Annotated in this window: 20 protein-coding genes; 5 read left to right on the plus strand and 15 right to left on the minus strand. The window is 43.3% G+C overall.

Annotated elements, in window-relative coordinates; translation table 11 throughout:
• Positions 1-193: 193 nt before the first annotated feature.
• Positions 194-505 (plus strand): hypothetical protein, encoded by a 312-nt coding sequence (locus tag MFMK1_RS17435; protein ID WP_366922950.1) that lies wholly within the window; start codon positions 194-196, stop codon positions 503-505.
• A 164-nt stretch (positions 506-669) separates the two neighbouring features.
• Here MFMK1_RS17435 and gbsB read toward each other — a convergent pair whose 3' ends face one another.
• The 3 genes from gbsB to MFMK1_RS17450 are packed head-to-tail and all read right to left on the minus strand — an operon-like array spanning position 670 to position 4,095.
• Positions 670-1,845, minus strand: coding sequence for a choline dehydrogenase (gbsB, locus tag MFMK1_RS17440; RefSeq protein ID WP_366922951.1), 1,176 nt, complete (start codon positions 1,843-1,845; stop codon positions 670-672).
• Positions 1,845-3,686 (minus strand): aldehyde ferredoxin oxidoreductase family protein, encoded by a 1,842-nt coding sequence (locus MFMK1_RS17445; protein WP_366922952.1) that lies wholly within the window; start codon positions 3,684-3,686, stop codon positions 1,845-1,847. The genes gbsB and MFMK1_RS17445 overlap by 1 nt, the downstream gene beginning before the upstream one ends.
• A complete protein-coding gene (locus tag MFMK1_RS17450) occupies positions 3,679-4,095 on the minus strand; it encodes a 4Fe-4S dicluster domain-containing protein (protein WP_366922953.1) in 417 nt (138 codons plus the stop codon). The genes MFMK1_RS17445 and MFMK1_RS17450 overlap by 8 nt, the downstream gene beginning before the upstream one ends.
• 132 nt (positions 4,096-4,227) lie before the next feature.
• On the opposite strand from MFMK1_RS17450, the gene MFMK1_RS17455 reads away from it, so the two are divergent.
• The 3 genes from MFMK1_RS17455 to MFMK1_RS17465 all read left to right on the plus strand — a co-directional run bounded on the left by MFMK1_RS17455 (position 4,228) and on the right by MFMK1_RS17465 (position 6,784).
• Positions 4,228-4,782 (plus strand): GbsR/MarR family transcriptional regulator, encoded by a 555-nt coding sequence (locus MFMK1_RS17455; RefSeq protein ID WP_366922954.1) that lies wholly within the window; start codon positions 4,228-4,230, stop codon positions 4,780-4,782.
• Positions 4,783-4,875: 93 nt separating this feature from the next.
• Positions 4,876-5,877, plus strand: a complete 1,002-nt coding sequence (locus MFMK1_RS17460) for an ABC transporter substrate-binding protein (RefSeq protein ID WP_366922955.1) — start codon at positions 4,876-4,878, stop codon at positions 5,875-5,877.
• 79 nt (positions 5,878-5,956) lie between these two features.
• Entirely contained in the window at positions 5,957-6,784 is an 828-nt protein-coding gene (locus tag MFMK1_RS17465; protein ID WP_366922956.1) for an ABC transporter permease, read from the plus strand.
• A gap of 75 nt (positions 6,785-6,859) precedes the next feature.
• On the opposite strand, the gene MFMK1_RS17470 is transcribed toward MFMK1_RS17465, so the two are convergent.
• Positions 6,860-7,219, minus strand: coding sequence for an ArsR/SmtB family transcription factor (locus MFMK1_RS17470; protein WP_366922957.1), 360 nt, complete (start codon positions 7,217-7,219; stop codon positions 6,860-6,862).
• 320 nt (positions 7,220-7,539) lie between these two features.
• On the opposite strand from MFMK1_RS17470, the gene MFMK1_RS17475 reads away from it, so the two are divergent.
• Positions 7,540-7,758: a hypothetical protein gene (locus MFMK1_RS17475; RefSeq protein ID WP_366922958.1), complete on the plus strand. Its 219-nt coding sequence runs from the start codon at positions 7,540-7,542 to the stop codon at positions 7,756-7,758.
• A gap of 166 nt (positions 7,759-7,924) precedes the next feature.
• Here the strand turns inward: MFMK1_RS17475 and MFMK1_RS17480 are convergent, their stop codons facing one another.
• The 11 genes from MFMK1_RS17480 to MFMK1_RS17530 form a co-directional block, all read right to left on the minus strand.
• The gene (locus tag MFMK1_RS17480; RefSeq protein WP_366922959.1) at positions 7,925-8,644 is read right to left on the minus strand and encodes a YetF domain-containing protein; all 720 of its coding nucleotides are present in this window, start codon (positions 8,642-8,644) and stop codon (positions 7,925-7,927) included.
• A gap of 329 nt (positions 8,645-8,973) precedes the next feature.
• The gene (locus MFMK1_RS17485) at positions 8,974-11,076 is read right to left on the minus strand and encodes a stalk domain-containing protein (protein WP_366922960.1); all 2,103 of its coding nucleotides are present in this window, start codon (positions 11,074-11,076) and stop codon (positions 8,974-8,976) included.
• A 297-nt stretch (positions 11,077-11,373) separates the two neighbouring features.
• Entirely contained in the window at positions 11,374-12,996 is a 1,623-nt protein-coding gene (locus tag MFMK1_RS17490) for a methyl-accepting chemotaxis protein (RefSeq protein WP_366922961.1), read from the minus strand.
• 125 nt (positions 12,997-13,121) lie between these two features.
• On the minus strand, positions 13,122-15,107 hold the full coding sequence (locus tag MFMK1_RS17495) for a methyl-accepting chemotaxis protein (protein ID WP_366924973.1): 1,986 nt from the start codon (positions 15,105-15,107) through the stop codon (positions 13,122-13,124).
• Complete coding sequence (locus MFMK1_RS17500; RefSeq protein WP_366922962.1) at positions 15,107-16,177, minus strand: ammonia-forming cytochrome c nitrite reductase subunit c552; 1,071 nt, start codon at positions 16,175-16,177, stop codon at positions 15,107-15,109. The genes MFMK1_RS17495 and MFMK1_RS17500 overlap by 1 nt, the downstream gene beginning before the upstream one ends.
• 198 nt (positions 16,178-16,375) lie before the next feature.
• Entirely contained in the window at positions 16,376-17,641 is a 1,266-nt protein-coding gene (gene ltrA, locus MFMK1_RS17505) for a group II intron reverse transcriptase/maturase (RefSeq protein WP_366922498.1), read from the minus strand.
• Between the two features lie 820 nt (positions 17,642-18,461).
• A complete protein-coding gene (locus MFMK1_RS17510; protein ID WP_366922963.1) occupies positions 18,462-19,763 on the minus strand; it encodes a methyl-accepting chemotaxis protein in 1,302 nt (433 codons plus the stop codon).
• A gap of 24 nt (positions 19,764-19,787) precedes the next feature.
• Positions 19,788-20,867, minus strand: coding sequence for a flagellar motor switch phosphatase FliY (fliY, locus tag MFMK1_RS17515; RefSeq protein WP_366922964.1), 1,080 nt, complete (start codon positions 20,865-20,867; stop codon positions 19,788-19,790).
• A complete protein-coding gene (gene fliM, locus MFMK1_RS17520; protein ID WP_366922965.1) occupies positions 20,860-21,855 on the minus strand; it encodes a flagellar motor switch protein FliM in 996 nt (331 codons plus the stop codon). Before fliM ends, fliY begins: the two co-directional genes overlap by 8 nt.
• Before the next feature lie 28 nt (positions 21,856-21,883).
• Complete coding sequence (locus MFMK1_RS17525) at positions 21,884-22,246, minus strand: response regulator (RefSeq protein ID WP_366922966.1); 363 nt, start codon at positions 22,244-22,246, stop codon at positions 21,884-21,886.
• Positions 22,247-22,274: 28 nt separating this feature from the next.
• A complete protein-coding gene (locus MFMK1_RS17530) occupies positions 22,275-22,862 on the minus strand; it encodes a chemotaxis protein CheC (RefSeq protein WP_366922967.1) in 588 nt (195 codons plus the stop codon).
• Positions 22,863-22,907: the final 45 nt, after the last annotated feature.

Genomic DNA, 22,907 nt, shown 5'->3' on the forward strand with positions numbered 1-22,907 from the left:
ACTCAGTTGCTTTTTAGCATCAGTAAAAACAATGATTCCAAGTGGACCATTGTAGATTTAAATATAAAGCCGGGTACGACGAACCACCGGTTTGATGCGAGAGACGTAATAGTTGGGGATTGGGTAACAGGTTTGAAAATAGATTCAACTAGCATTCTCCACCACCCCCGGCATCGACGGCTACTCGGCAGAAGTGCAGTTCAGAGGCGAAGTAACTATTAGCGGCACATATACCCATTACGACGATAGTGCTATGCTTGGCCATCAGGTTGTTTTTGAGGTGGACAGTCTTGACCGGGACAGTATTACCGCCCTGCCAGTATTGAAACAAGATAATCGTAACAATTGGTTTGTGATGAAAAACCACGACTTTGCAAGGGAAGAATTAGGGCCGAAGGGATCTTCCAGCAGAATCACGCTAACCATTAAGGAATTTCACATTAACTATGAACCGGGAACCGATGTCTGGAATACAGCGAAACTGGTTTCAGTACAAAGTAAGTAACCTCTTCGCCATAGCGCTCAAATACCACTTCCAGGCGGTGAATCCTGCCCCCTACCACGTCCTTCTTGGTTTGAACCTAGTAAGGAAATAGTGAGATTTGGTTGCTGAAAATAAAAAAAGGTCCGAGAGAGCTTCCCCCCCCTCGGACCTTTGCCCAATTCTTCTTAGAAACAGCTGCGATAAATTTTCTCATAACCCTTGGCATTAATATCTCTGGGATTACCAACGGTTTGTGGGTCCTTTTCCGCTTCCTTGGCAAGGCGGGGAATCATATCTTCAGGAACACCTAGGTCTCCCAAAGTAGGAATATCGATGTCTTCTGCCAATTGCCGTACTGCCTCAACGGATGCGCACGCGGCATCATTAATATCCATCGCGTAAGTATCAACACCCATGGCCTGAGCGATACGAGCAAATTTTTCCGGGTCGCCGACCCAATTATATTCCATTACCGGCGCGAGAGTAGCCGCTACAGCAAGTCCGTGGGGTACTGGAATAATTCCACCTAATGTCTGGGTCATGGCATGTACCGCGCCTGCGCTTTCACTGCCGTAAGCAAGACCGGCTAACATTGCTGACATTGCCATCCCATAACGAGCTTCAATATCTTGCCCATTAGCTGCAGCTCGACGGAGGTACTTTGCTGCATATTCAATAGCCAAAAGGGCCACCGCATCAGTCTGGGGCTGAGCATAGTGACAGGTATAACACTCAATGGCGTGACAAAGGGCATCCATACCTGTGCCGGCAGTAACCGCTGGCGGCATAGTCACATGCAGCTCCGGGTCAATCAAAGTCAAGTGTGCAGCAATTAACGGACCACCGGTATTAAACTTAAACTCCCTAGCCGGGTCGGTGATTACCGCCCAAAGAGTAACTTCACTGCCGGTACCTGCAGTAGTCGGTATCGTTACCAATGAAGGAATTCTCTTTGTCAATTCCTTTTTACCTTCTGCACATTCATATTCCAACACCGATTCACCATGAGCGACTTCCACGCCGATGGCCTTAGCAGTATCCATGGAACTACCGCCGCCAACAGCAACCAAACCATCACAGCCTTGTTCTTTATATAACATTGTCCCTTTGGCCACAACTTCCAAAGGAGGGTTAGCAACAACCCCATCATAAATTACATAAGGAACTGCCGCTGCCTTCAAGCTTTTTTCTACCGGCTCCAGCAACCCGGCATTTTTTACACCCTGGTCAGTAACAATCAGAGGCTTGGTGACTCCTAATGCTTGTACTTCTTCCCCCAACGCCTTAATTGCACCAATACCGTGCTTCATTACCGTGGGAACTTCGAAGACACTTAGTTTCTGCATTTGCTCAATTCTCATTAAATAACCTCCTTAGAAATGTTTAATTGATTTAATTTATCTTCTCTAGGCCGGCCACTCTCGTCCCAACCTCGAAGAGCATAATATTCCTGAAGCATTACCTGTTGATCTTCTTGTGTGAACCTGTGCCCCTTGGCCGGTCCATCCGGCAGTGGCTCAAAAAACCTTTTAGGTAATCTCTCTTGGGTCATATCCAACCCCTGTCGAAGGTTAAACAATCTAGTGGTATTCCATATTCGCTCACCCATAATCATTAATTCCGATTCACTCATTTCCACACCTGTTGCTGCAGCCAACATTTCCAAATACGTGGCTGCAGTAATGCCAAATGAGCCGAAGTCACATTTAACCAGGGTATCCAGACCGGCAGAATAGTTCTGGTCATGGATGACCATTGCCGCTTTTCCCGTAACTGCCAGCCGATCTACTATTTTACCGTCCCAAGGTACACCACCTACTTCATAATTGATGGGAAAAGCTCTCTGATGACAAGCGCCGCGATCAGCAGTAAGATAGGCAAGCCCCATACCCGGCACCCCTCTAGGACCCCAAGCGGGAATATCCATCCCCTTGACATGACATGCCTGCAACTGTGCATCTTTACCCAGCTGCTGGCTTGCTTTGGCGGTTCCCATGCTCAGAAGTTCACCCAAGGGGCCACGTCGATTAGCAATGTCGGTGAGCAGCTTCGCTATATTCTCAGCGGACCCAAACTCGACAGTATATTGGTGAGCAGCTTCGCTGAATATACCTTTTTCAAAACATTCCATGGCAAAACCGACGACGCTGCCTGCGGACATACCATCCAGACCCAGGGCATCACAGAGGTAGACCAAATAAGCTACCTCGCGAATATCAGTTAATCCCAGATTTGCACCCATTAATGCCGCTGTTTCATACTCCACGATGTCTGACACAGTGCCCTTTCGCTTTCCTTTTCTGATTACACCCACTTTACTACACCTAATTGGGCATGAAGCGCATCCCACATCTCTAAGCCAAATTTCCTTTTTCTGGGCGTCTTCTGCCAGTCCTTCAGGGTTGAAGGTACCTTTACGATAGTTCTCTACAGGAAGTAGACCTTGCTCATCAGCAAACCATAAGGAAGATGCCGTGCCGGCTCTGGTTAATTCCTGCACCGTCTCATCCCCGGCTAATTCTTCCCGGGCAAGGGCAGCAGCTTTCGCAAAACGCTGATTATCATTGATGGATACTATTCCCGTACCCTTGACGGCAATCCCTTTTAACTTCTTACTGCCCATGACGGCGCCAACACCGCCACGTCCTGCCTGGCGATTATATTCACAAGATACTAACGCAAATGGTACTTGGTTTTCCCCGGCAGGGCCGATGGAAGCCACTTTCACTGTTTGGTCAGCCAGCTGCTCTTTTATTTTTTTATTCGCTTCAAAGGTGTCCGTCCCCCACAGATGGCCTGCCGGCTTAACTTGAACCTCTTCGTCTTCGATATAAAGGTAAACAGGCTCTTCTGCCTGACCAGCAACCACTAAGGCATCAATGCCGGCATACTTCAATTCTTGAGCAAAGTGACCGCCGTAATAGGAATCAACAAATCCCCCGGTCAGTGGGGAGCAGGTCACAACAACACCCCGGGTAGCCGGTGCATTGGTGCCCGTAAGCGGCCCGGCAGCAAAAATCAAAAGATTCTCCTTCCCCAAAGAGTCAATTTTTCCGGAAGTTTCATTATTTAAGATATAGGCTGCTAACCCCTTGCCGCCTACATAGTCCCCCAGTACTTGCTTGGGAATTTCCCTGATTTCATGGGTTTCGGCAGTCAAATCAATGTAAAGAAGTCGGCCATGGTATCCGGTATTATTCACAACAATCACCCCCGTTAAATAACTGCAATGCACCCGTAGGACACTGCTCTACACACCGAGGTGAACCACCACAAAGGTCGCACTTTAAAGCTTTCTTCTTAAGAATAACTATTACCCCGTTAGGACAATATTCACTACAGCTGCCGCAGCCGTTACAATCCTGTTCATTTACCACCAGTACCCCCTGTTCATTTCGTTTAATCGCCCCAGTTGGGCAAACCTGCTGGCAAAAGGCATTTTTACATTGATTGCACACTACAGGCCGGCTGACTAAGCCATCTCTTTCATTAAGCACCTTCATTCGGGCCAATCTAGGATTAAAACCACCCACAGCAGCATTGCTACACGCTAGCAGACAGATAGCACATCCAGTACAAATACTAAAATCCGTTACTAGTTTGTTTCCCATACTCCTCCCCCTTACGAACTACATGCATTGTATTGTCTATACTGTTTGTACAGTAGAAACTGTACTTGATTAATATTTAGATACATTATATACTGTTTATACGGAAAAAATCAAACGAAAAAGGTGAGTTGGTTGAAATTGAACTGTCCTTCAGATATGGATAAATTAGAAATAGCTAGAAGGCGTATTAGCACCGTTATGGCAAAAACCATGGATTTATACGGCACACCTCCTTCAATTGGCATGCTTTACGCCACATTATACTTCAGCGAGGATCCTTTGACGCTGGATGAGCTAAAAGAGTCTATGGGTATGAGCAAAACCAGCATGAGTACCGGTGTAAGGAAGTTGGAGGAAAACCATTTCGTCAATAAAGTCTGGCAAAAAGGTGTACGCAAAGACCTCTACGAAGCCCAAAAAGACTTCTACGAAAGCTTCATTGGTTTCTACTGTAACATGTGGCACAGGGAACTTGAGCTGAACATGGAGGCTATCAGAAAAGCAGAACCGGAATTAAAAGCACTGCTTAAAAGCAGTGACGAAGAAGTGAGACGTCTAGCTGAAAGAGATCTAGCGCAGTTGGAGAATGGCCAGAATTATTACAAATGGCTTGAAAAGCTGGTTAAAAGTCTTGAAAGCGGCAAAATCTTTGACTTCATTCCAAAATTGGAAAAGGAGGTGGACTAGGTCTTTAGTGTACGCTTTCATTAGAACTTTGTTCATAAATAAGAGGAGGTAATAACCATTAAATATTTAAAAATGGGGAAAGTACGTTTAGTTATGATATTATGTCTGGTTTTGCTGGTGGCTGCGGGAGCAGTTGTTTCAGGGTGTACTAACCAAACCCAGCAGCAAGATACGGCAGGCAAAAACGAGGATGCCCAGAAAGATGACGCTGACACACCTAAAGAGGGTGATACCAAAGTACAGGTTGGCGATAAGAATATAAATCTGGGCATGGTTGAATGGCCTGGAGTCACCCAGAAGACTTACATCCTTAAAGAAGTACTGGACAAGTTAGGCTATGATGTCGAAATTAACACTTATACAGTACCTTTAGTGATACAGGGATTATCTACAGGTGACATTGACGCTTTCGCAGGTACTTGGTTTGAAACCTTTGGCGAAGCACTGCAGAAAAAAATTGATAATGGCAGTATTAAGGTCACAAGCATTCAATTAGAAGATGCTTTGTATAAACCTGCGGTACCCACTTATGTGTTTGAGGCCGGAGTCAAGTCTATGGCTGACTTGAATAAATACGCCGATAAGTTCAATCACAAATACTATGGTATTGAGCCTGGAAACGATGGAAATCAAATTATGATTGATGCAGTAAATAACGACACCTACAATTTAGGCGACTGGGAAGTTGTAGAGAGCAGTACATCAGGTATGCTGCTTCAAGCTAAAAAATTAACCGATAAAAAAGAGTGGATCGTGTTTAGTGCGTGGAAACCTCACTGGATGAACGTTGTCTACGATATCAAATATTTAGACGACCCTGAAGGCCTCTGGGGTGAAGCCGCTAAAGTAGGTACAATTAGTTCTGCGGACTTCCCTGAGGAACATCCTAATGTAAACAAATTCTTGGAGCAATTTACTATCACCAGTGACATCCAAAGTGCATGGATTTTGGAATATGCTAAAAATGAACGTGACCCCAAAGAAGTGGCCACGGAATGGGTTTCAAATAACCTCGACCTGGTCAGTCAGTGGCTTGACGGTGTAGTAACCGTAGACGGAAAAGATGCACAAAACGTTATTAAAGAGTCCTACTAAGGAGAAAGGCGGGAAATTCCCGCCTTCTCTATACTCATTACTCTCACATGATTATGGACTTCATTAGGAGGATTACACAATGTTTACTTTTCATGTAGGACCCATCTTTGAAGGTGCAGTTGACTGGCTTAATGTCAATTTCGCGCCTTTTTTCGACCTAATAAAATCATTTTTGCTAGCTCTGATTTCAAACTTAGAAATGCTATTACTAGCCGTTCCCAGCCTCATACTAATTGCGTTTATTGCCCTGATTGCCTGGAAAACAGCTGGTAAAGGCGTCGCGCTGTTTGCTTTTCTAGGGTTGCTCTTTGTGAATGGTATGGAACTATGGCCGGAAACTATGGCAACACTTTCCCTGGTGCTTTCTGCTGCGTTGATGGCTTTGGTAGTAGGAATACCATTAGGCATACTTTCGGCAAGAAATAGCACTGTGGATTATATTATCCGACCTTTGTTGGACTTAATGCAGACCATGCCCGCCTTTGTCTATCTAATTCCTGCGGTGCTGTTCTTTGAACTAGGTGATGTTCCCGGTGCAGTAGCTACTATCATATTCTCTATGCCTCCGGCAGTAAGACTGACCACTTTGGGCATTCGACAGGTACCTGAAGAGGTTGTTGAGGCCGCCATGGCATTCGGTTCCACCCCTAAACAACTGCTGTTCAAAGTGCAAGTACCCCTAGCCATACCTACCATTCTTGCCGGGGTTAACCAAACAATCATGCTCGCCCTGTCTATGGTGGTAATCGCTGCCATGATCGGCGCCGGCGGTCTAGGTATAGTCGTACTACGTGGCATCACTCAATTGAAATTTGGCATGGGTTTTGAAGGCGGTCTAGCAGTGGTAATCCTTGCTATGGTGCTGGACAGAATCACTCAATCTCTCGGCCGAGGAGCTGCAAAATAATATTTCCAAAATGCGAGAAGCCAGGTTTAAAGTACGACCCATTGCGTACTTTGAACCTGGCCTTCTCGCCATTTATCACCCATGACGCACATGCTCTAGTGCTTGAACAAAAAAAGCGGCTACATGAGCATCATCGATGGAATAGTAGATATTCTTCCCTTCCCTGCGATTCTTCACTAACCTCGCTTGCCTGAGTACCCGAAGTTGATGAGAAACAGCAGAGGGAGTCATTTCCAAAGCAGCAGAAATGTCACAAACACAAAGCTCTTTCTGCATCAATGCCTGTAAGATGCTTATCCTTGTTTTATCCCCAAGCACTTTAAAAATTTCAGCCATATGGCCCACTTCCACTTCGGCCAACATTTTACTCTTTACCTGACTAACCGCCTCAGGGCTAACACAAAACTCATCGCATACCTCACGCTTATCTGTCATAAAAAAGCCACTCCATACTTAGAGGTTTATTTTTCCATATTATATCATGCGATTAATTGAGCAGCAATAGTTCGGTTTATGGCTCACTTAATTTATTCCAAACCAGTAATATAATGCTTACCCGAAACATCCCTGCAGCACAATAAACACGGCAATCATGCTATACCTCACCCCAAGCTGCCCATCGTACAAAATTCCTTTTTTTCCACTGAATACAATTATGTAAAAGCTTCCGCCTTTTCCTAAAGTTAACCGGTTTAATTGTCACCTCAGGCAGAAAATAAAGGAGAAATCAAATAAATCAACGAGGAGTTTTGATTATGAAAAAGAAAATGATGTTAACCTTTCCAGCATCAGATACAATGCCCGGACCAGCTACTTATCAGGCCTTGGTGGATTGGGATGAATATGAGGATAGCTTTGATATTATCAGCACAGAAGACATTGATGAGCAGTTTGGCAATGGTACAGCACAGGACGTTTCATCCACATCCCAAGTACCGCTTACATTTGGCCATGCTAATGATGATGCCGATTAATAAAGAATATTTTTCATAAAAATCCGGTACCAAAATCAGTCCGGGCGGCAAGACTTTGAGGGCATTCGCTCAATATCAGACATTGTTTAACACCATATTCCGGACTGATAGATACCGGTTAGGCTTACTGTTACCACTCTTTACTTAATTAGCATTCCTTTTACCTCTATTGGTCATCGTCTACTTCCTGAACGTAGTCGAGCTTATCATTTTTAAGGTCAAAATATAAGATGCCGTCGGTTGACAGCGAAGCTAAAAATACATCATTAAGGTCCCTAACACCTTTTGCTAACAGTTGATTATAAAGCCACTGGTGCGTTAAATTGTTTTGGCGTAGATTTTGTTCGACGATTTTTCCGTCTCTAATGATTTCTGATGACATACCCTTATATTTTGTCTCAATGTTAACATCACTGGGAGTTAACGGTAAGTTTTGACTTTTTTTCAAGACACTAAGTTTACCGGAAGGTTCCAGCACAGCGAATTCTACCTCAGATAGCTCAAACACCTTTTTTTCCCTAAGCATCATCATAAGATTGTCAATGTTTAAGCGCATTTTCCCCAAGTTTTTTTCCAGGATTTTGCCATTCTGAATTGCTATTACAGGTTCGCCTTCAATGAATTTCCGAGCTGGAACACTTTTTAGTGAAATGAAGCCGGTAGTTATTACTGCAATTGCAAAAACCACCGGTGATAATAATAGATAGGCACCTTTGACTTCAGCGGTAATAAAAGACCCAGAAATTGTGCCAATGGTAATTGCGGTAATGAAATCAAAAAAAGTTAATTGAGCAATAAACTTTTTTCCCATCAACCTGCTAAGCACTAGTAGAAGCACATAGATAATTAGCGAATAAAATATTGCTTGATAAAAATCTGTGGTCATTAAATCACCCTCCGCAGCAATTTATAATAATAAGTATTCCCAAAAACACGGTCATTAATTTTAGCGAACATCTAAAGCCACTGGCTGAAAAAATGTCCCAATGCTGGAAGCATCACACGTCGGTACCTTGCGTAACCCCATTTCCCTGGTTATTATGACCAGCACATTGCCCTGCTTTGGTAGGGATATTACCATGGACCTGCTAAAAACGGAACATCAAGTGAAAATTAATGCTCTAGACCTATGTTCTACAATATTTACTGGGCAGACGCTGATACCGCAACTATTGGTAATAAAAAGAGCACCCCTTTAGGGGTGCCCGTTTAAACTTAAATTCCTTCCTCATCTAAGAGATGCAAATCATACAGTTTAATAATTCTCATCAGCTTGAGAGGGTACTGAGAATCAGTTGCATAACCTGCCCGTTTTAACGCCCAGGCACCTAAGGTGCCGTCATACATAACCTCTCTAAACGGTTGGTATCTGCTGGCACTTAACAATAACTTCTTATGGTCAGTCCAGCTTTGTCCAGCATTGGCATAAGCACGGAAAGCAGCATCAACCCGGAATTTGTTCCCGTTATATTCTTCCCATGTATTGGAAATAACCGACCCGGCTGACCCTTTACCCTTGATGCCAAAGAGATTGTAAGACATCTGGCCGGTATATTTATCCACCGGTGTATACTGCCCCCAACCCGTTTCCAATATTGCTTGTGCTGTCTGCAATGCTGCCGACATACCCGTCTTTTCGCGAGACTCTTTGGCTAAATTAGCAGCGAAATCTAGGAATTTGCTTTTTTCAATCACCGGCCGAGATTGGTAGGTCTTACCCAAATACACCCGAATCGGCACAGCTTCAGTAATAAGCTTTTTCCCTTCAGCAGTAACCGCCTCCGCTTGAATCCGCCATTGTCCCTCATCTTCCTCCTGAGGAGTCCAGGAATATTCAGCAGTGACATCATTACCGCTAGCGATGACTCGCTTGGCCCCCGTTTGGGAATCTATCAGGTAGTAGGTGATATCGTTCAAGGGTACATTAGTTTCACATTTTAGCTTTGTCGTCCCCGTTAAGACTTCTTCAGGACCTACTGTTTTAAGAAGTAACAAAGGGGTTCCGGGTACCTTTACCTTTATGGAATTACTGGTGAAAACATTTCCTGCATCATCCTTAACACGCGCTGTTAACTCCCATGTTCCAACCTGCTGGGGTACGGGGAACCAACGATAACTGGCATAACCTTTCTGTGAAGCTAGAATTTCTTCTTTACCCGTCTCCACATTCTTGACCAAATAATCTACCTGACTTATAGCAAAGTTACGGCTGAGATATAAGGTATCGGGACGCTCCACCGATGCCCCGGGGGCTATTCCTCTTAGGGTCAATTGGCGCTTTACGTTAACGTTAATGGCAACTGGTTCACTCTCATGGGCATTTCCGTACCGGTCGTAAGCAAATGCTCTGACAATGGTTTTTCCGTTATCCGTAAGTTGGGGCGTCCAGCTGTATGCTCCCTGAGGGTCTGCCTCACCGGTAGTAATTACGTTACCGGTCACCTGATTAGTTATCTCGTATCTTACATATTCGGCTACAAAATTCAAATCAGCTTTAAAAGATACACTATCAACTATATCCTGCCCTGACTGTAACCCTGTCAGCGCTACCCAAGGCGATACCGCTACCTGCACAGGTACCACGCTCCCGGCTAAAAACCGGCCGTTTTTATCGTTAATTACAGCGGCCAGCACTCTAGAACCGCTGTGCAGTTGGTCCGGAAGCCATTGATAAGCGGCGTTTATATCATCCCCTCGAGCTATCACCGGGCCGCGACCTGTTTCCGGGTCAAGGAGCAAATACTTAACTTCGGCTGCACCGCTCGGATCATCATTCTTGAAAATTACCGCCAGTTGGGTGATACCAGGTATTGTTTGCCCCGGCTGCACCGTTTGGATATCCATCTCAAAAAACGGAGTAATTGCTGCAACACCGTCCGAATCAACGAATACAGTACGACTATCGTTATCCCACTCCACCGCTACTCCTAAAGCATTGCTTACCAACCTAAGCGGTACAAAGGTGCGGCCGTTAAAAATTTCCGGTGACACATCAGTTACACCAAACTCGTTACCTCTGTCATAGTCCACTAGACGGTTATCAATACGCAGCTTCACATCCTTATCAGCCTTAACAATTGTGACAGTCTTATCCTCTTTATGCCAATCCACCTGGGCACCTAATGTCTCGGAAACCAGACGAACAGGCACCAGGGTGCGACCTTTTTGAATAAATGGAGCAGGTGATGAATTAATTGGTTGGCCATCCACCACTATTCTTATCGTATCAGCTCCTGCTGCCGCTTGCGCTGCTCCCACCAACATTACCGTTGTTAGAATAAGTACAGTTAACACTCTGCCGAAGTAATTAAAAGCCAAAAATCCGTTCCCCTCTCTCATGCAATTCACCTATTTCCTTACTCCTTACTCCTTACTCCTTACTCCTTACTCCTTACTCCTTACTCCTTACTCCTTACTCCTTACTCCTTACTCCTTAGACGGTTAGTGGCCCTAATAAGTTCCCTGGGCCGCCGTATTAAATCGGTTTATTTTAAACAAAAAACCCACCTTTGTTGAAAAAGGTGAGTAGCTGCATCTATCATTAAACTATCAATTTGAGTGTGTTGTGTTTTAGATTCGTTCTATTCGTACAATATTAAATTTATTTTAACGTTATCACTTCTTTTCCACTTTAAAGCGTTTGACAATCTTGTCCATTTCTGTCGTTGTGTTAAACAGTTCTGCCGCGTTGGAATTTATCTCCTCGCCCATTGCGGCTTGTTCCTCTAATAAACTGGCTATGGATTGGGTGGATGATGCGGTATTCTGTGAAACAGTCAATGCGTCGGTTATTTTTCCCATTAGCTGCTGCGTACCATTATTGAGCTCTTCCGCCAATTTGGAATTAGCGTTTATTTGTTTTGCTGCTTGACCCACCGTTCCCTTAATCACGTCAATTACTTCTCCGGCTTTTTTGATAACCTCTGTGCCGAGAGTCACCTGCTTCTCACCATCATCCATGGCTACCACAGCTTCCTTTGTTTTAGTCTGTGTGTGTTTTATTATCTCCATTATTTCATTAGCGGATTTTGATGATTCCTCAGCTAACTTACGCACCTCCTCTGCCACTACAGCAAATCCGCGGCCATTTTCCCCGGCCCGCGCAGCTTCAATGGCAGCATTTAATGCTAATAAATTCGTTTGATTGGCAATGTCAGTAATAGCATTGCTAATATTACCTATTTGCTGCGAATTCACTTCTAATTCCGAAATTATTTCGCCAGATACACTTACGGCTTGGTTAATTTGCGACATTTGTTCAATGGATTTTTGAATTGTTTCTGTTCCCTGCTGTACTGCTTTAAGTATATCCTCACCTAACTCAACCGTTTGTCTGCTATTTATTGCCATATTCTCCATGGTAGCCGTGATTTCCTGTGAAATACTTACTGCACCATGCATATCATCGGACTGAGCCTGGGCCCCGCTTGCTACCTGATTCATAGTTTCCGCGATTTGTTCACTGGCTTTACTCACTTGCTCGGTAGCCCTTAATTGGTCTTGGCCGGCCATATATACCTGGGAGCTCATTTTTGCCAATTCCCGCACCAGTTTATCTAAACCAAGACGTACTTTATTCATTTCGTAAGCAACCGCGCCTAATCTATCGCGAGAAGTGGGCCGAGAAGCTCTGGTAAGATCACCAATGGCCAAGGCCTCGGACGACAATTTGATCTCTTTTAAAGTTCGACTGATTAAATTGTTTAACCACCATATTCCAAGCATCCCCAGCGCAGTAGCCGAGATGGGCCACCAGATCAACTCCCCATCTGTATTACCCATTAAATATACCAATATGCTGGGTAAGATAACAGGTGTAATAACAGCTGCGACTATTTTGGGTAAAACGGAGGACTGTCCAATTATAAGGCCAACCCGTACAGTAGCCGCTCTATTTCCATTAACAATAATTGGCTCGGCCGCATCCAACAAAGTTTCTCCAGTATTACGGTGATATACTTGAACTAATGTCTCTTTGGTTTGAGCCGCTTTAAGACCCACTTCATCATTAAACAAAACCCCTTCACGTAAGCGGTTAGTATGTACCAAAGCCAAACCAGTTTCGTCCACCAATACTAAGTACTCAAAATTACCTAGTTGATTGTCGAAGACATCTCTAATGTGACTCATGACCTCGTCATTTTTGTCAAATCTGCCGAATAAACTTGCGCATTGTTGAGCAATGTCTACAATCTTGGAACTGACCTTCCGGGATTGGCGTTTATTGACCTTAGACATTTCGAATAGACCCTCCCTTATTAAATAAATAATTCAAAAGCACAACTTACAGAATTTTCTTTGTTTTTTTGGCAGTAGCCCTTCCGGGCGCGGTCTTAAAACCTAGCCATTGTTATACATTCTTTTTAAACAGTAAACTTATTTACTATTGAAGTCAATTGTTGCGAAAGCGTATTTAAGCTTTGTACCGATGCAGCAATTTCTTCCATAGATGCATTTTGTTGTTGGGCAGCACCTGATACTTCTTCAGAACCTTTAGCCGTTTGCTCAGCAATTATATTTATATCTTCGATATTAGTGACCAATACATTGCTTTGGTTATTCATTTGTTGAGTAGCACCGAACACTTCTTTTATTTGGTCGCTTATCTTATTAACCGCAGTGGCAATCTCGCTTAACGCTTCGTCAGCATGTTCGACCGCCCCCATACCTTCGTCCAGCAATACATTGTTTTCCGAAACTAGTAATGAGGTATTTTCCATTTCCTGTTGAATTTGTTTAATCATCTGGGCAATTTGATCCGCCGATTGAGCAGATTGTTCAGCAAGCTTTCGCACTTCTTCAGCCACCACCGCAAAGCCCCTGCCATGTTCCCCGGCACGTGCAGCCTCTATCGCAGCATTTAACGCCAGCAAGTTTGTCTGATCGGCAATACTGGTGATAACATCAACAATATTGCCAATTTCCTGGGCCCGCCCGCCCAAACTTCGAACTGTACTGACTGTCTTTTTAAAAGCAGCGCGAGTCGTATCCATTTTTCTAACCGAACTACTGGCGGCCTCTTTTCCTTTAATAGCAAAATCTGATGCTTCCAGCGCTGATTTCGTTACCACTTCAGACCTTTGCGCAATAACAGTCATTCTTTCTGCCATTGTTTGTACCATTCCGACGGTTTCCTTAACACTACTAGATTGGCTTTCTGCCCCGGCTGCCAATTCCTGCATTGTTGCGGCAACACTTTGGGTAGCACCAGTGTTTTCCTCAGTGACTTTGTTTAAGTCGTCACCCGCGTCTTTCAGCTGCTTTGCCGCATGACTTAACTGACCGATAATTTTCCGCCAGCTTTCAACCATTTCGTTATAGGCTACGGCTAAATCACCAAGCTCATCTTTGGTCTGCACCGTAATCTTCTTAGATAACTGTCCTGCCGCTAAGCTCTTGGTCCCCTCCACCAATGCTTTCACAGGAAGCAGAATTTTTCGCGAAACAAATAAAGCCGTTAGTCCTGCCAAAATAATTGCTAAAAAACCATATAATAAAAACTTGCCAATTAGTTGCCGCTGAACATCTATTATGCCTTGACGCGACCTTGCGACCATAAGCATCCCTACACTGCCCCCACTGGGATTAACAATCGGGGAGAAACTCATTGCAAAAGGGCTATTGTTTAAATTAGTCACCCCGGTAAAAGTATCGCCATTTGTTAATACCGTGTCGCTAATTTCCCTATTATCTAACTGATAATTTACCAGACGTTTACTATCTTCATCTTTTAAGGTAGACGCGATGGCTCTGGTTCCTTGAAAAAAGGTGATTTCAGCCCCGGTTGCTTCCTTAATTTGGTCCACGACCTCATTATCTATTATATACCCTGCAACAATTGCGCCCACAATATTTCCGAGGCTATCTCTAACAGGTCCGGAAGTTAGATGCAGCATTCCCTGTTTACCCATCCGAGTACCGCTTCCCGCCTCACCTGATAAAGCTTCCCTAATTATTGACCATTCTTTTATATCTTCACCGAATCGCCGCAGGTCGTGTCCCGCTACAAAAACTTTTCCATCACTATCGGTCAGCATTAAATAATCCAACCCGTCATCCTTTGCATGGCGAAAAAACCGGGCCACTGTTTGGACCGCTTGGCCGCGGTTGTTATCCACGAGACTACGCGATATCCGTTCATCAGTATCGATTAGGTTAGCATATGCCCCTGCCTGCTTAGCCAAATTGTTAAAGGTAACCTTCACCGTATCCATGGTGTGGCTAATTTCGTCCTCCTGCTTATCGAGCAATACAGAATTGAGCTCATTGATAGCCAATGAAGTGCCTCCTATAAGTGATGCAGCCACTATCAACAAAAAGGCCGTCAGAATTTTAGTCTGCAGCTTCATCACTTACTCCCCCCCTTGAAGAAAGATCTTTCACTGGCCGTTAATTTTTTGTCTGCCACCTGAAGCAGTTTTTGAGCGTACTCATAATTGTGAAAACCATTACTGCCATCAGCAGATACTATTTGAAAATTAAGCTTGGCCTCAAAGTATAATCGTTCGCCCTCACTCCACTGCTCTTCAGTCGGCAGTTTATCACCGTACGTCTGCTCTAATTGCTCCGTTATAGCATTTATTCTCGCTTCTAATTCTGCGAGTTTTGTAGCAATACTACTTTGTCTTGATTCCACCTGCTCCTGAAAGTTCTTAATACTTTCGTTTGGATGACACGCTTTACACGAGTTACCTTCCTCTTCATCATACTGCACCGCAAAGTCATGACTGGCTAATCTAGTAACATCCTTGGCAAGATAATTTCCGTTTTCTAAAGTGACTGACCCTTTTTCTAAAAAGCGATTCAATAACTCCGGCCATTTCTCTTTGGCAATAGAAGCATTCACCTGAGCTTCCGGTTCAGAAGAAAGCAACGGCATATGACAATCCGAACAAGAAATGCCAATCTGATATTTTTTGCTCGGACTTTCAACCAGACCAACTCCCCCATATCCCATAAACATCTCTTTTTGGGAATGATGAACGTCGCTCCCTAGCTTAGGCCCTTCAGCATTGTGACAGCTAATACACAACTCCTGCTTGGGAAGCCTCAAAAGAAATCCTTCTCTACCCTTATGCGGCAAATGACAAACCACACAGGTTATGCCATGCTTTACATTCTTTAAAGTAACTTCCTCCCCCGGAGAGGCCAGTACTCCTTTGGCTGTCATATGTTCCGTGCAGCGATCCTGAGCATAAGATATTTTGGACAGAGTCTCCAGGCTTTTAGCATGAGCATTCTCCTGCCACTGTTTATATTGGTTCTCGTGACAATCGGAACAACGGTCAGCACCAAAACTAGTGGTAATTAGGGGATCTTCAACTACTGATACCGAGTTTTTATCAGCACCTATCAGCGAGCATCCAACTACAGTAAACATAAAAATAGTCAGTATAGCAAAAAATACTTTTTTGACCATGCTATCACCCCATTGATTAGCCCGATATTTGGAAATCATTTCTATAAACTTGGTGAAAAATCCTTTATTTTGTCAGAAATCGCTATGACCCTCCTAAAATCGAGTAGCTAGAAAACAGGATAATTAGTCCTGTTTTCTTTGCTCTCACAGAACCGGACTTACGTTTGCCGTATCCGGCTCCTGAAATTTCTCACCGAATTAATAATGATTCGACAACAACCCAACTTCGTATTGGTGCATATCGATAAGACCTAGATTCTCAAAGTATTGATTTGGCAGTATCTGATGTATGATGTGAACATTAGAATTTTTCCATTTTGTCACAGCCATTTTTAATCCATTTCCTTTGATACCTAGCTTTCTCATCTCTTTATCCATTGCCTTGCAGGTTTTCCATTGCTTCATTTTCACCATTCTTAATCTTCTGCGTAGCCAACCCATAAAGTTTCGTGTAAATTCCTTAATGTTCGCTACTCGATAGTAATTCATCCATCCTCTTAACACTGGATTTAGCTCTTTGATTATGTTTTCAAGCTTTCTCCCTGAATTTCTCCTTGTAATTCTTCTCACTTTATCTTTGAAGCGTTTTATCCTTTTCGGATTGACTCCAAGTGTTTTCCTCCGAATTACAAATCCTAAAAATTCAACACCTTCATGCACGCTTGTAAGTTTGGTTTTCTCTTTGTTTATCTTTAGCTTCAGTTCTTCTTCTAAGACTTTTGTGGCATAGGCTCTATAGTCACCTGCTGTTTTCTTATCTTTTGCAAAGATAAGAATATCGTCAGCGTAACGTACTATCCTTATGCCCTTTTTCATCATCTTTTGGTCAAACTGATTGAGGTAGATATTACTAAGTAATGGTGAACAGACGCCGCCTTGCGGGCTTCCGACTTCTGTCTTTGAGAAGTTATCACTGTGCATTACGCCTGATTTTAGAAAGTTTCTAATCAGGTCTAATACTTGCCCGTCACTTATTTGTTCTGATACTGCTTTTATCATGATTTCATGGTCAAGGGTATCAAAACATTTACTTAGGTCCATATCTACCACATGCTCTAAACCATACTTATTCATAAAGCGTTCTGCTTTGGCTACTGCTTGGTGTTGTGAATGATTAGGTCGATATCCATAGCTTGATGGATGAAATGTTTTATCAAAGATTGGCTCTATAATATTTACAATGGCCTGCTGCACCACCCTGTCCTTTACGGTAGGAATGCCTAGTAATCTTACGCCACCTTCTGGCTTCTCGATTTCTACTCTCCTAACTGGACTGGGTTCGAAGCTTTTGGTTTTCAGTCTTTCATGAAGAAACTCAATATTTAGCTCTAGTTTAGCCGCAAAATCAGAAACGGTTTCCCCATCTATCCCAGGGGCTCCTTTGTTTCTCTTTACGTGCTTAAAGGCTAGTTCTAAATTTTCTTTTCGATATATTTTATCGATAAGGCTGTACCATTTCTTCATGACTTTCCTCCATTGTTGCTGTATCTTTCAGCATCTTTTGTTTGAGCTATATGTTCTTCATTAGGGTTACTTGACGTCTCTAGCTCTATGGCAATCTTATCTTCGTTCCCCTAATTATTCATATCCGTGTGGTCGAGGTAGTTCGCAAGTTTTCTTATGCCAACTATTCGTACCTTCTAGCGTTTCAGCTTTCTTTTAACTCCTTCACTCTTACAAAAGACCTTTCGGATACACTTTGAAATCTCTTCTGCCCTTCGCATCTGTCATAGGCTTTTGACCTAAAACAGTCACATCAACTTTGTGATGTGTCACTTAAGTTTTCTCCTCCTTGCGATTACTCGCTTTCATTGGCTTAAGTTTAATCACTACTACGGCTTCATCTGCATACTGCACCCTAATTTCACTTCTTGCTTTCGCTTGAAGTAAAGCCTACAGCTACGAGTACAGTACTTCCAAGGTTAAGTTGCTCTGCCTGTCGTTAAAACGACCATCATAACACATGTAGCTAAGCTAATTTTTGGGACGTTCCCACTTAATGGAGGGTTATCCGCTACATATGCCAACGTTGGTTCACTGACGTTCCGTTCCAACCACCGCCATCAGCTTCCTTCAGACCCTTTCGTCGCCGAAAACGCCCTTGCTTACAGCTTGTCTTCCCTTTAGCTAGGTGACAGGTTTTCTTTCAAACCATTGGCTCGGCAACATGCCTCGCAAACATTAACATAAGGGGGCACACCCCCTTAATAACCCCCATGTATAGGAAATTATCCACAACCCATAATTTCCTATAAATTAAGAAAACAGGGGTACCCCGTGTTAACTAAACCTTGAAATTCTTAATAAGCTCCTTCAGGTCTTTTGCTACCACAGACAACCTTTGGGCAGCATTACCCAAATCCTCTATTATAGCCGCTTCTTGTTGGGTTGAAGCAGCTACTTGTTGGGCACTGGAAGTAGTTTCGAGGGCAATTGATGATACCTCTTCAACTGCAACCGCAGCACTTCCCGCAGCTTCGGCCATTTTCTTACTGGCTTGGGACACTCTTTGCACCTCATCACTGACACTATTAATAACATTGGAAATGTTTTCAAATGCTTCCCCTGCCTTATGAACCAAACCTATCCCGGTACTCACCTCGTTAGTACCATTTCTCATTGCCTCTACTGCATTCATTGTCTCCTGTTGAATATGCTTGATCAAATCATCAATTTGTTTAGTAGATACTGCTGATTGCTCTGCCAGTTTTCTAACTTCTTCTGCAACAACAGCAAACCCTCTGCCATGCTCTCCTGCCCGCGCCGCTTCAATTGCAGCATTTAGCGCCAAAAGGTCCGTTTGCCCCGCAATGGCCGAGATGGCCTCTACTATTTGACCTATTTCTTTTGAACGTCGACCCAACAGTTCAACTGTCTCAGCAGAATCATTTACAGTACCGTTTATTATATCCATCTGCCTAACGGCCTCCGTTATAGCTTTGGTTCCTCCCTTGATAACCTTATTTGCTTGTCCCGCCTGCTGCTCCACAGTGGCGACACTACCGACAACGTCTTGCACAGTTGTTGACATGTCTTCTAAATTAGACGAGGTCATTTTCAAATTTGCTGCTTGGTGATCAGTACCACGAGCAACTTGCTGAATGGTCGTGGCAATTTGCTGTGTCGCATCTACAACTTCTCTGCTATTATCATCCAATGTAGATACCGCATCAAAAACCTGTTCAGCAGCTAAAGCCACCTTGTTAATCAGTTTGGCCATTTGTTTCATCATACTGTTATAACTGCTGGCCAACGATTCAACTTGATCACCGGTTGTGACTATTATTTTGCCGGTTAAATCCCCTCTAGCAGCCCTTTCCATCCCTTTCACCATCTTCTCTAGCGGCTTGATCAAACGCCCGGCGAAGAACCACGCAACTATCAAGGATACTATTGTGCCGCTTATACCGGCAAATAATATATTCCTTTGAAATTCCCAAAAAAGTGCTTCATACGCCTGCCCTTGAGCGGCAAGACTTAGTCTAGCTTCCACCGCAGGGAAAGTGTATGTTATCGTTGCTGTCCAAAGCGCCACGCTAATCACGGAAAATGCAATCATAAATTTGCCCCTCAAGCCAAAGCGCATAATTTATCCCCCCTAAACTTTTTCTTAAGCTTCCATCAGATTGTTTAATCTCTCCCGAGTACTGATAATGTGGGTCAGCCTCACACCAAAATTTTCATTGATTACCACCACTTCGCCATGAGCAATTAAAGTTCCGTTTACCAGAATGTCCACCGGTTCATTGGAAATCTTTTCCAGTTCAACCACTGACCCTGGGGTAAGATTAAGTACTTCTTTAATCGGTTTTTTGGTTTTACCCAATACAACCGAAATTCTTAATGGTACATCTAAGATTAAATCTAAGTTTCTCGGTTGCTCATCATCCTGCTCCGCTGCAGGCATCCCTTTCGGCGGCGCGGAAATCTCCTCGTCATTACCCTTAGGGACCTCCTCAATTAACTGATATTCATCCGTTCCTTCATCTTCCGAACTAACATCAGTGTTTTCGTCTCCGCCCGTAGAAGTACCAAGTAAAAATTCTGCTTGCTCTCTGGCTACACCTATGGGTATTACTTGCATTATCTCACTATCCACCAATTCACCGATGGTTAAATTAAAGGAGATTACCACCAATTGAATGTCTTCAGGATATTGAAAAGGGTTTCCAACCTCTTCGGAAAAGTCTACAGGGGTTATCTCAGGAGGGGAAATGACTACTCTCTGATTGAACATTGTTGACATAGATGTTGCCGAAGAACCCATCATTTGATTCATAGCTTCCGCCACAGCACTAATCGAAAACTCCGACAACTCATCTGTAATTTCTTTGCCCTCTCCCCCCATCATCAGGTCAGCAATTACAGCGGAATCCCTTGACTGCATCACTAAAATATTATCACCCTTAACCCCGTCGGTGAAATTAATTTTGATTAATAAATATGGTATATTGAATGTTTCCGATAATATCTTAGAATTTGTTAAAGAAATTTTGGGAGTTGTAATAGTTACCTTTTGATTAATCAACTGAGACAGAGCTGTGGCAGCGGACCCCATGGAAATATTTCCTATCTCACCCAGTGCGTCCTGTTCTTCAGCCATTAATTCTTGCTTAGCAGAAGCTTCACCCGCCTCTTCTTGACGCAGTAAGGCATCTATCTCTTCTTGGGACAAAAAACTGTCACTCATCTACAACATCTCCCTCATTCACAATTGTGGTAATCTGAGCAGCCAGGGTATTGCCTTTCACACCAGGTTGGAATTTTAGTTTGGTGTGTCCTTCAACCAACATATCCATATCCGAATCCACCGAGCGGTCTAAAATTAAACAATCTCCCGTTTCCAGTTGCAAAAATTCTCTTACCGTCAGTTGGGTTTCACCACATAGAGCTGTTAATGTCACGGGCGCCTTACCCAAAAACTTACTCATTGCTTTATAATAAGTATCCCGGTCTTTCTGGTCAGAACCCGAGAACCAGTAATGGGCAGAAAGTTTAGAGATTACTGTTTCCAGTGTTATATAAGGTAAACATAAGTTGATATAACCCTGAGTATTTCCAATTTGGCTGCTAAGTGTGACCAACGCAATGGTCTCATTCGGTGAAATAACTTGGTTATATTGCGGGTTAGTCTCCATAGACTCAATTTGTGGTGAAATGTCGAATAAATCCGCCCACGCCGTGACCAAGTTATCCAACATCCGAGCGTTAATTTTACGTAGGACACTCATTTCAATCTCGGTTAACTCCCGCACTTCTTCTGTCATCTTCCCAGTGCCGCCAAATAGCAAATCAATCATGGGAAAAACAAAAGCCGAGTTTGTCTCTAATACACCCGTTCCTTTCAACGGCGGTAGTGAAAAAACAGTCATTAATGTTGGAGTGGGTACTGAGTTGATAAAATCTTCATACGTCAGCTGATCTACAGACATTATTTTAATCTGAGCACTAGTTCGTAAATAGGCAGATAAAAAGTTAGATAATAGCCGCGCAAAATTATCATGTATCATGTGCAGCGTACGCAGCTGGTCCTTAGAAAATTTGTTTGGCCTGCGAAAATCATAACTACGTACCTTTTCCTGTGTATTTTCCTCTTTTAATTGTTTCGTGTCTAACTCGCCTGTGGAAATAGCATTTAGCAATAAGTCAATTTCTGATTGTGATAAGACTTCTTCCATAGCACCACCTTCCTTCTTAAGGCTGCTCTTAACCCAAGGCCTTTTGCAGTGCCTGCAGTACTCTATCCTGTTGGAACGGCTTCACAATGAAATCCTTGGCCCCTGCCTGAATTGCTTCCATCACCATCATCTGCTGTCCCATGGCACTACACATAATGATTCTTGCAGATGAATCGATATCTAAAATTTGCTTTACTGCAGCTATGCCATCCATTTCAGGCATGGTTATATCCATAGTGACCACGTCTGGTTCCATTTCTTTGTATAATTCTACTGCTACAGCACCATTAGTTGCCTCGCCAACAACCTCATAACCATTTTTGAGAAGAATGTCCTTAATCATCATACGCATAAACGCTGCATCATCAACAATCAATACTTTTTTTCCCATGTTCACTCCCCCTAATATTTTAATATTATTAAAGCCCTAATGCTGTCAAAATCCTCTTTAAAGACTCCTCCGTAGGAATTAAAAAGAAGTGCCCTCTGAGAATGCTGTCTTCAATAAAAAATTGGGTTTCAATAATTAAAATTTCTTCCGACAAATGCCCGCCTTCTAAAAAAGCAGCGTTAAGAACCGCACCCAGCATATCAAAAGACAGCGCTGGAACAGAACGGGAAATATTTAACCTCGTAAACTGACTTAGGGCAGTAAGAAAATTTCCTGTAAGAATATTACCGATCTCATGGAGAGTGGATTCCACCAAACTCTCATCCCGTACGTTTCCAAGAAGCATGCTTAACAACCTATTGGCACTGGACTCATTTAATAAAAAGAAAATGTTTCCTGCCACATCTCCACTCATTATAAAATTCACGCAAGAGACAATGTCTTCCTCTTTTCCCACCAGCTTAAATGTTTCCTCTAAGGGAACTATCCCAGATCTGGGCACTGTCATTTGAACTTTACGGTTTAACATCTTTCCCAGGGCAGTAGCGGCATTTCCCGCGCCAATATTGCCAATTTCCTGTAAAGCGCTTAAATGTATTTCCAGCAGCTCGTCCATAATTACCTTCTCCTTCCCCTAATAGATCTGTTTTAAATAAAGGCT

The organism is Metallumcola ferriviriculae (assembly GCF_035573695.1).
Taxonomy (GTDB): Bacteria; Bacillota; JADQBR01; order JADQBR01; family JADQBR01; genus Metallumcola; species Metallumcola ferriviriculae.

What these genes read in the sequence shown, in the direction of transcription:
- gbsB (WP_366922951.1), bottom strand. Translation starts at nt 1,845, where the DNA reads ATGAGAATTGAGCAAATGCAGAAACTAAGTGTCTTCGAAGTTCCCACG.
- MFMK1_RS17450 (WP_366922953.1), bottom strand. Translation starts at nt 4,095, where the DNA reads ATGGGAAACAAACTAGTAACGGATTTTAGTATTTGTACTGGATGTGCT.
- MFMK1_RS17460 (WP_366922955.1), top strand. Translation starts at nt 4,876, where the DNA reads ATGATATTATGTCTGGTTTTGCTGGTGGCTGCGGGAGCAGTTGTTTCA.
- MFMK1_RS17465 (WP_366922956.1), top strand. Translation starts at nt 5,957, where the DNA reads ATGTTTACTTTTCATGTAGGACCCATCTTTGAAGGTGCAGTTGACTGG.
- MFMK1_RS17470 (WP_366922957.1), bottom strand. Translation starts at nt 7,219, where the DNA reads ATGACAGATAAGCGTGAGGTATGCGATGAGTTTTGTGTTAGCCCTGAG.
- MFMK1_RS17475 (WP_366922958.1), top strand. Translation starts at nt 7,540, where the DNA reads ATGAAAAAGAAAATGATGTTAACCTTTCCAGCATCAGATACAATGCCC.
- MFMK1_RS17480 (WP_366922959.1), bottom strand. Translation starts at nt 8,644, where the DNA reads ATGACCACAGATTTTTATCAAGCAATATTTTATTCGCTAATTATCTAT.
- MFMK1_RS17490 (WP_366922961.1), bottom strand. Translation starts at nt 12,996, where the DNA reads ATGTCTAAGGTCAATAAACGCCAATCCCGGAAGGTCAGTTCCAAGATT.
- MFMK1_RS17495 (WP_366924973.1), bottom strand. Translation starts at nt 15,107, where the DNA reads ATGAAGCTGCAGACTAAAATTCTGACGGCCTTTTTGTTGATAGTGGCT.
- MFMK1_RS17500 (WP_366922962.1), bottom strand. Translation starts at nt 16,177, where the DNA reads ATGGTCAAAAAAGTATTTTTTGCTATACTGACTATTTTTATGTTTACT.
- ltrA (WP_366922498.1), bottom strand. Translation starts at nt 17,641, where the DNA reads ATGAAGAAATGGTACAGCCTTATCGATAAAATATATCGAAAAGAAAAT.
- MFMK1_RS17510 (WP_366922963.1), bottom strand. Translation starts at nt 19,763, where the DNA reads ATGCGCTTTGGCTTGAGGGGCAAATTTATGATTGCATTTTCCGTGATT.
- fliY (WP_366922964.1), bottom strand. Translation starts at nt 20,867, where the DNA reads ATGAGTGACAGTTTTTTGTCCCAAGAAGAGATAGATGCCTTACTGCGT.
- fliM (WP_366922965.1), bottom strand. Translation starts at nt 21,855, where the DNA reads ATGGAAGAAGTCTTATCACAATCAGAAATTGACTTATTGCTAAATGCT.
- MFMK1_RS17525 (WP_366922966.1), bottom strand. Translation starts at nt 22,246, where the DNA reads ATGGGAAAAAAAGTATTGATTGTTGATGATGCAGCGTTTATGCGTATG.
- MFMK1_RS17530 (WP_366922967.1), bottom strand. Translation starts at nt 22,862, where the DNA reads ATGGACGAGCTGCTGGAAATACATTTAAGCGCTTTACAGGAAATTGGC.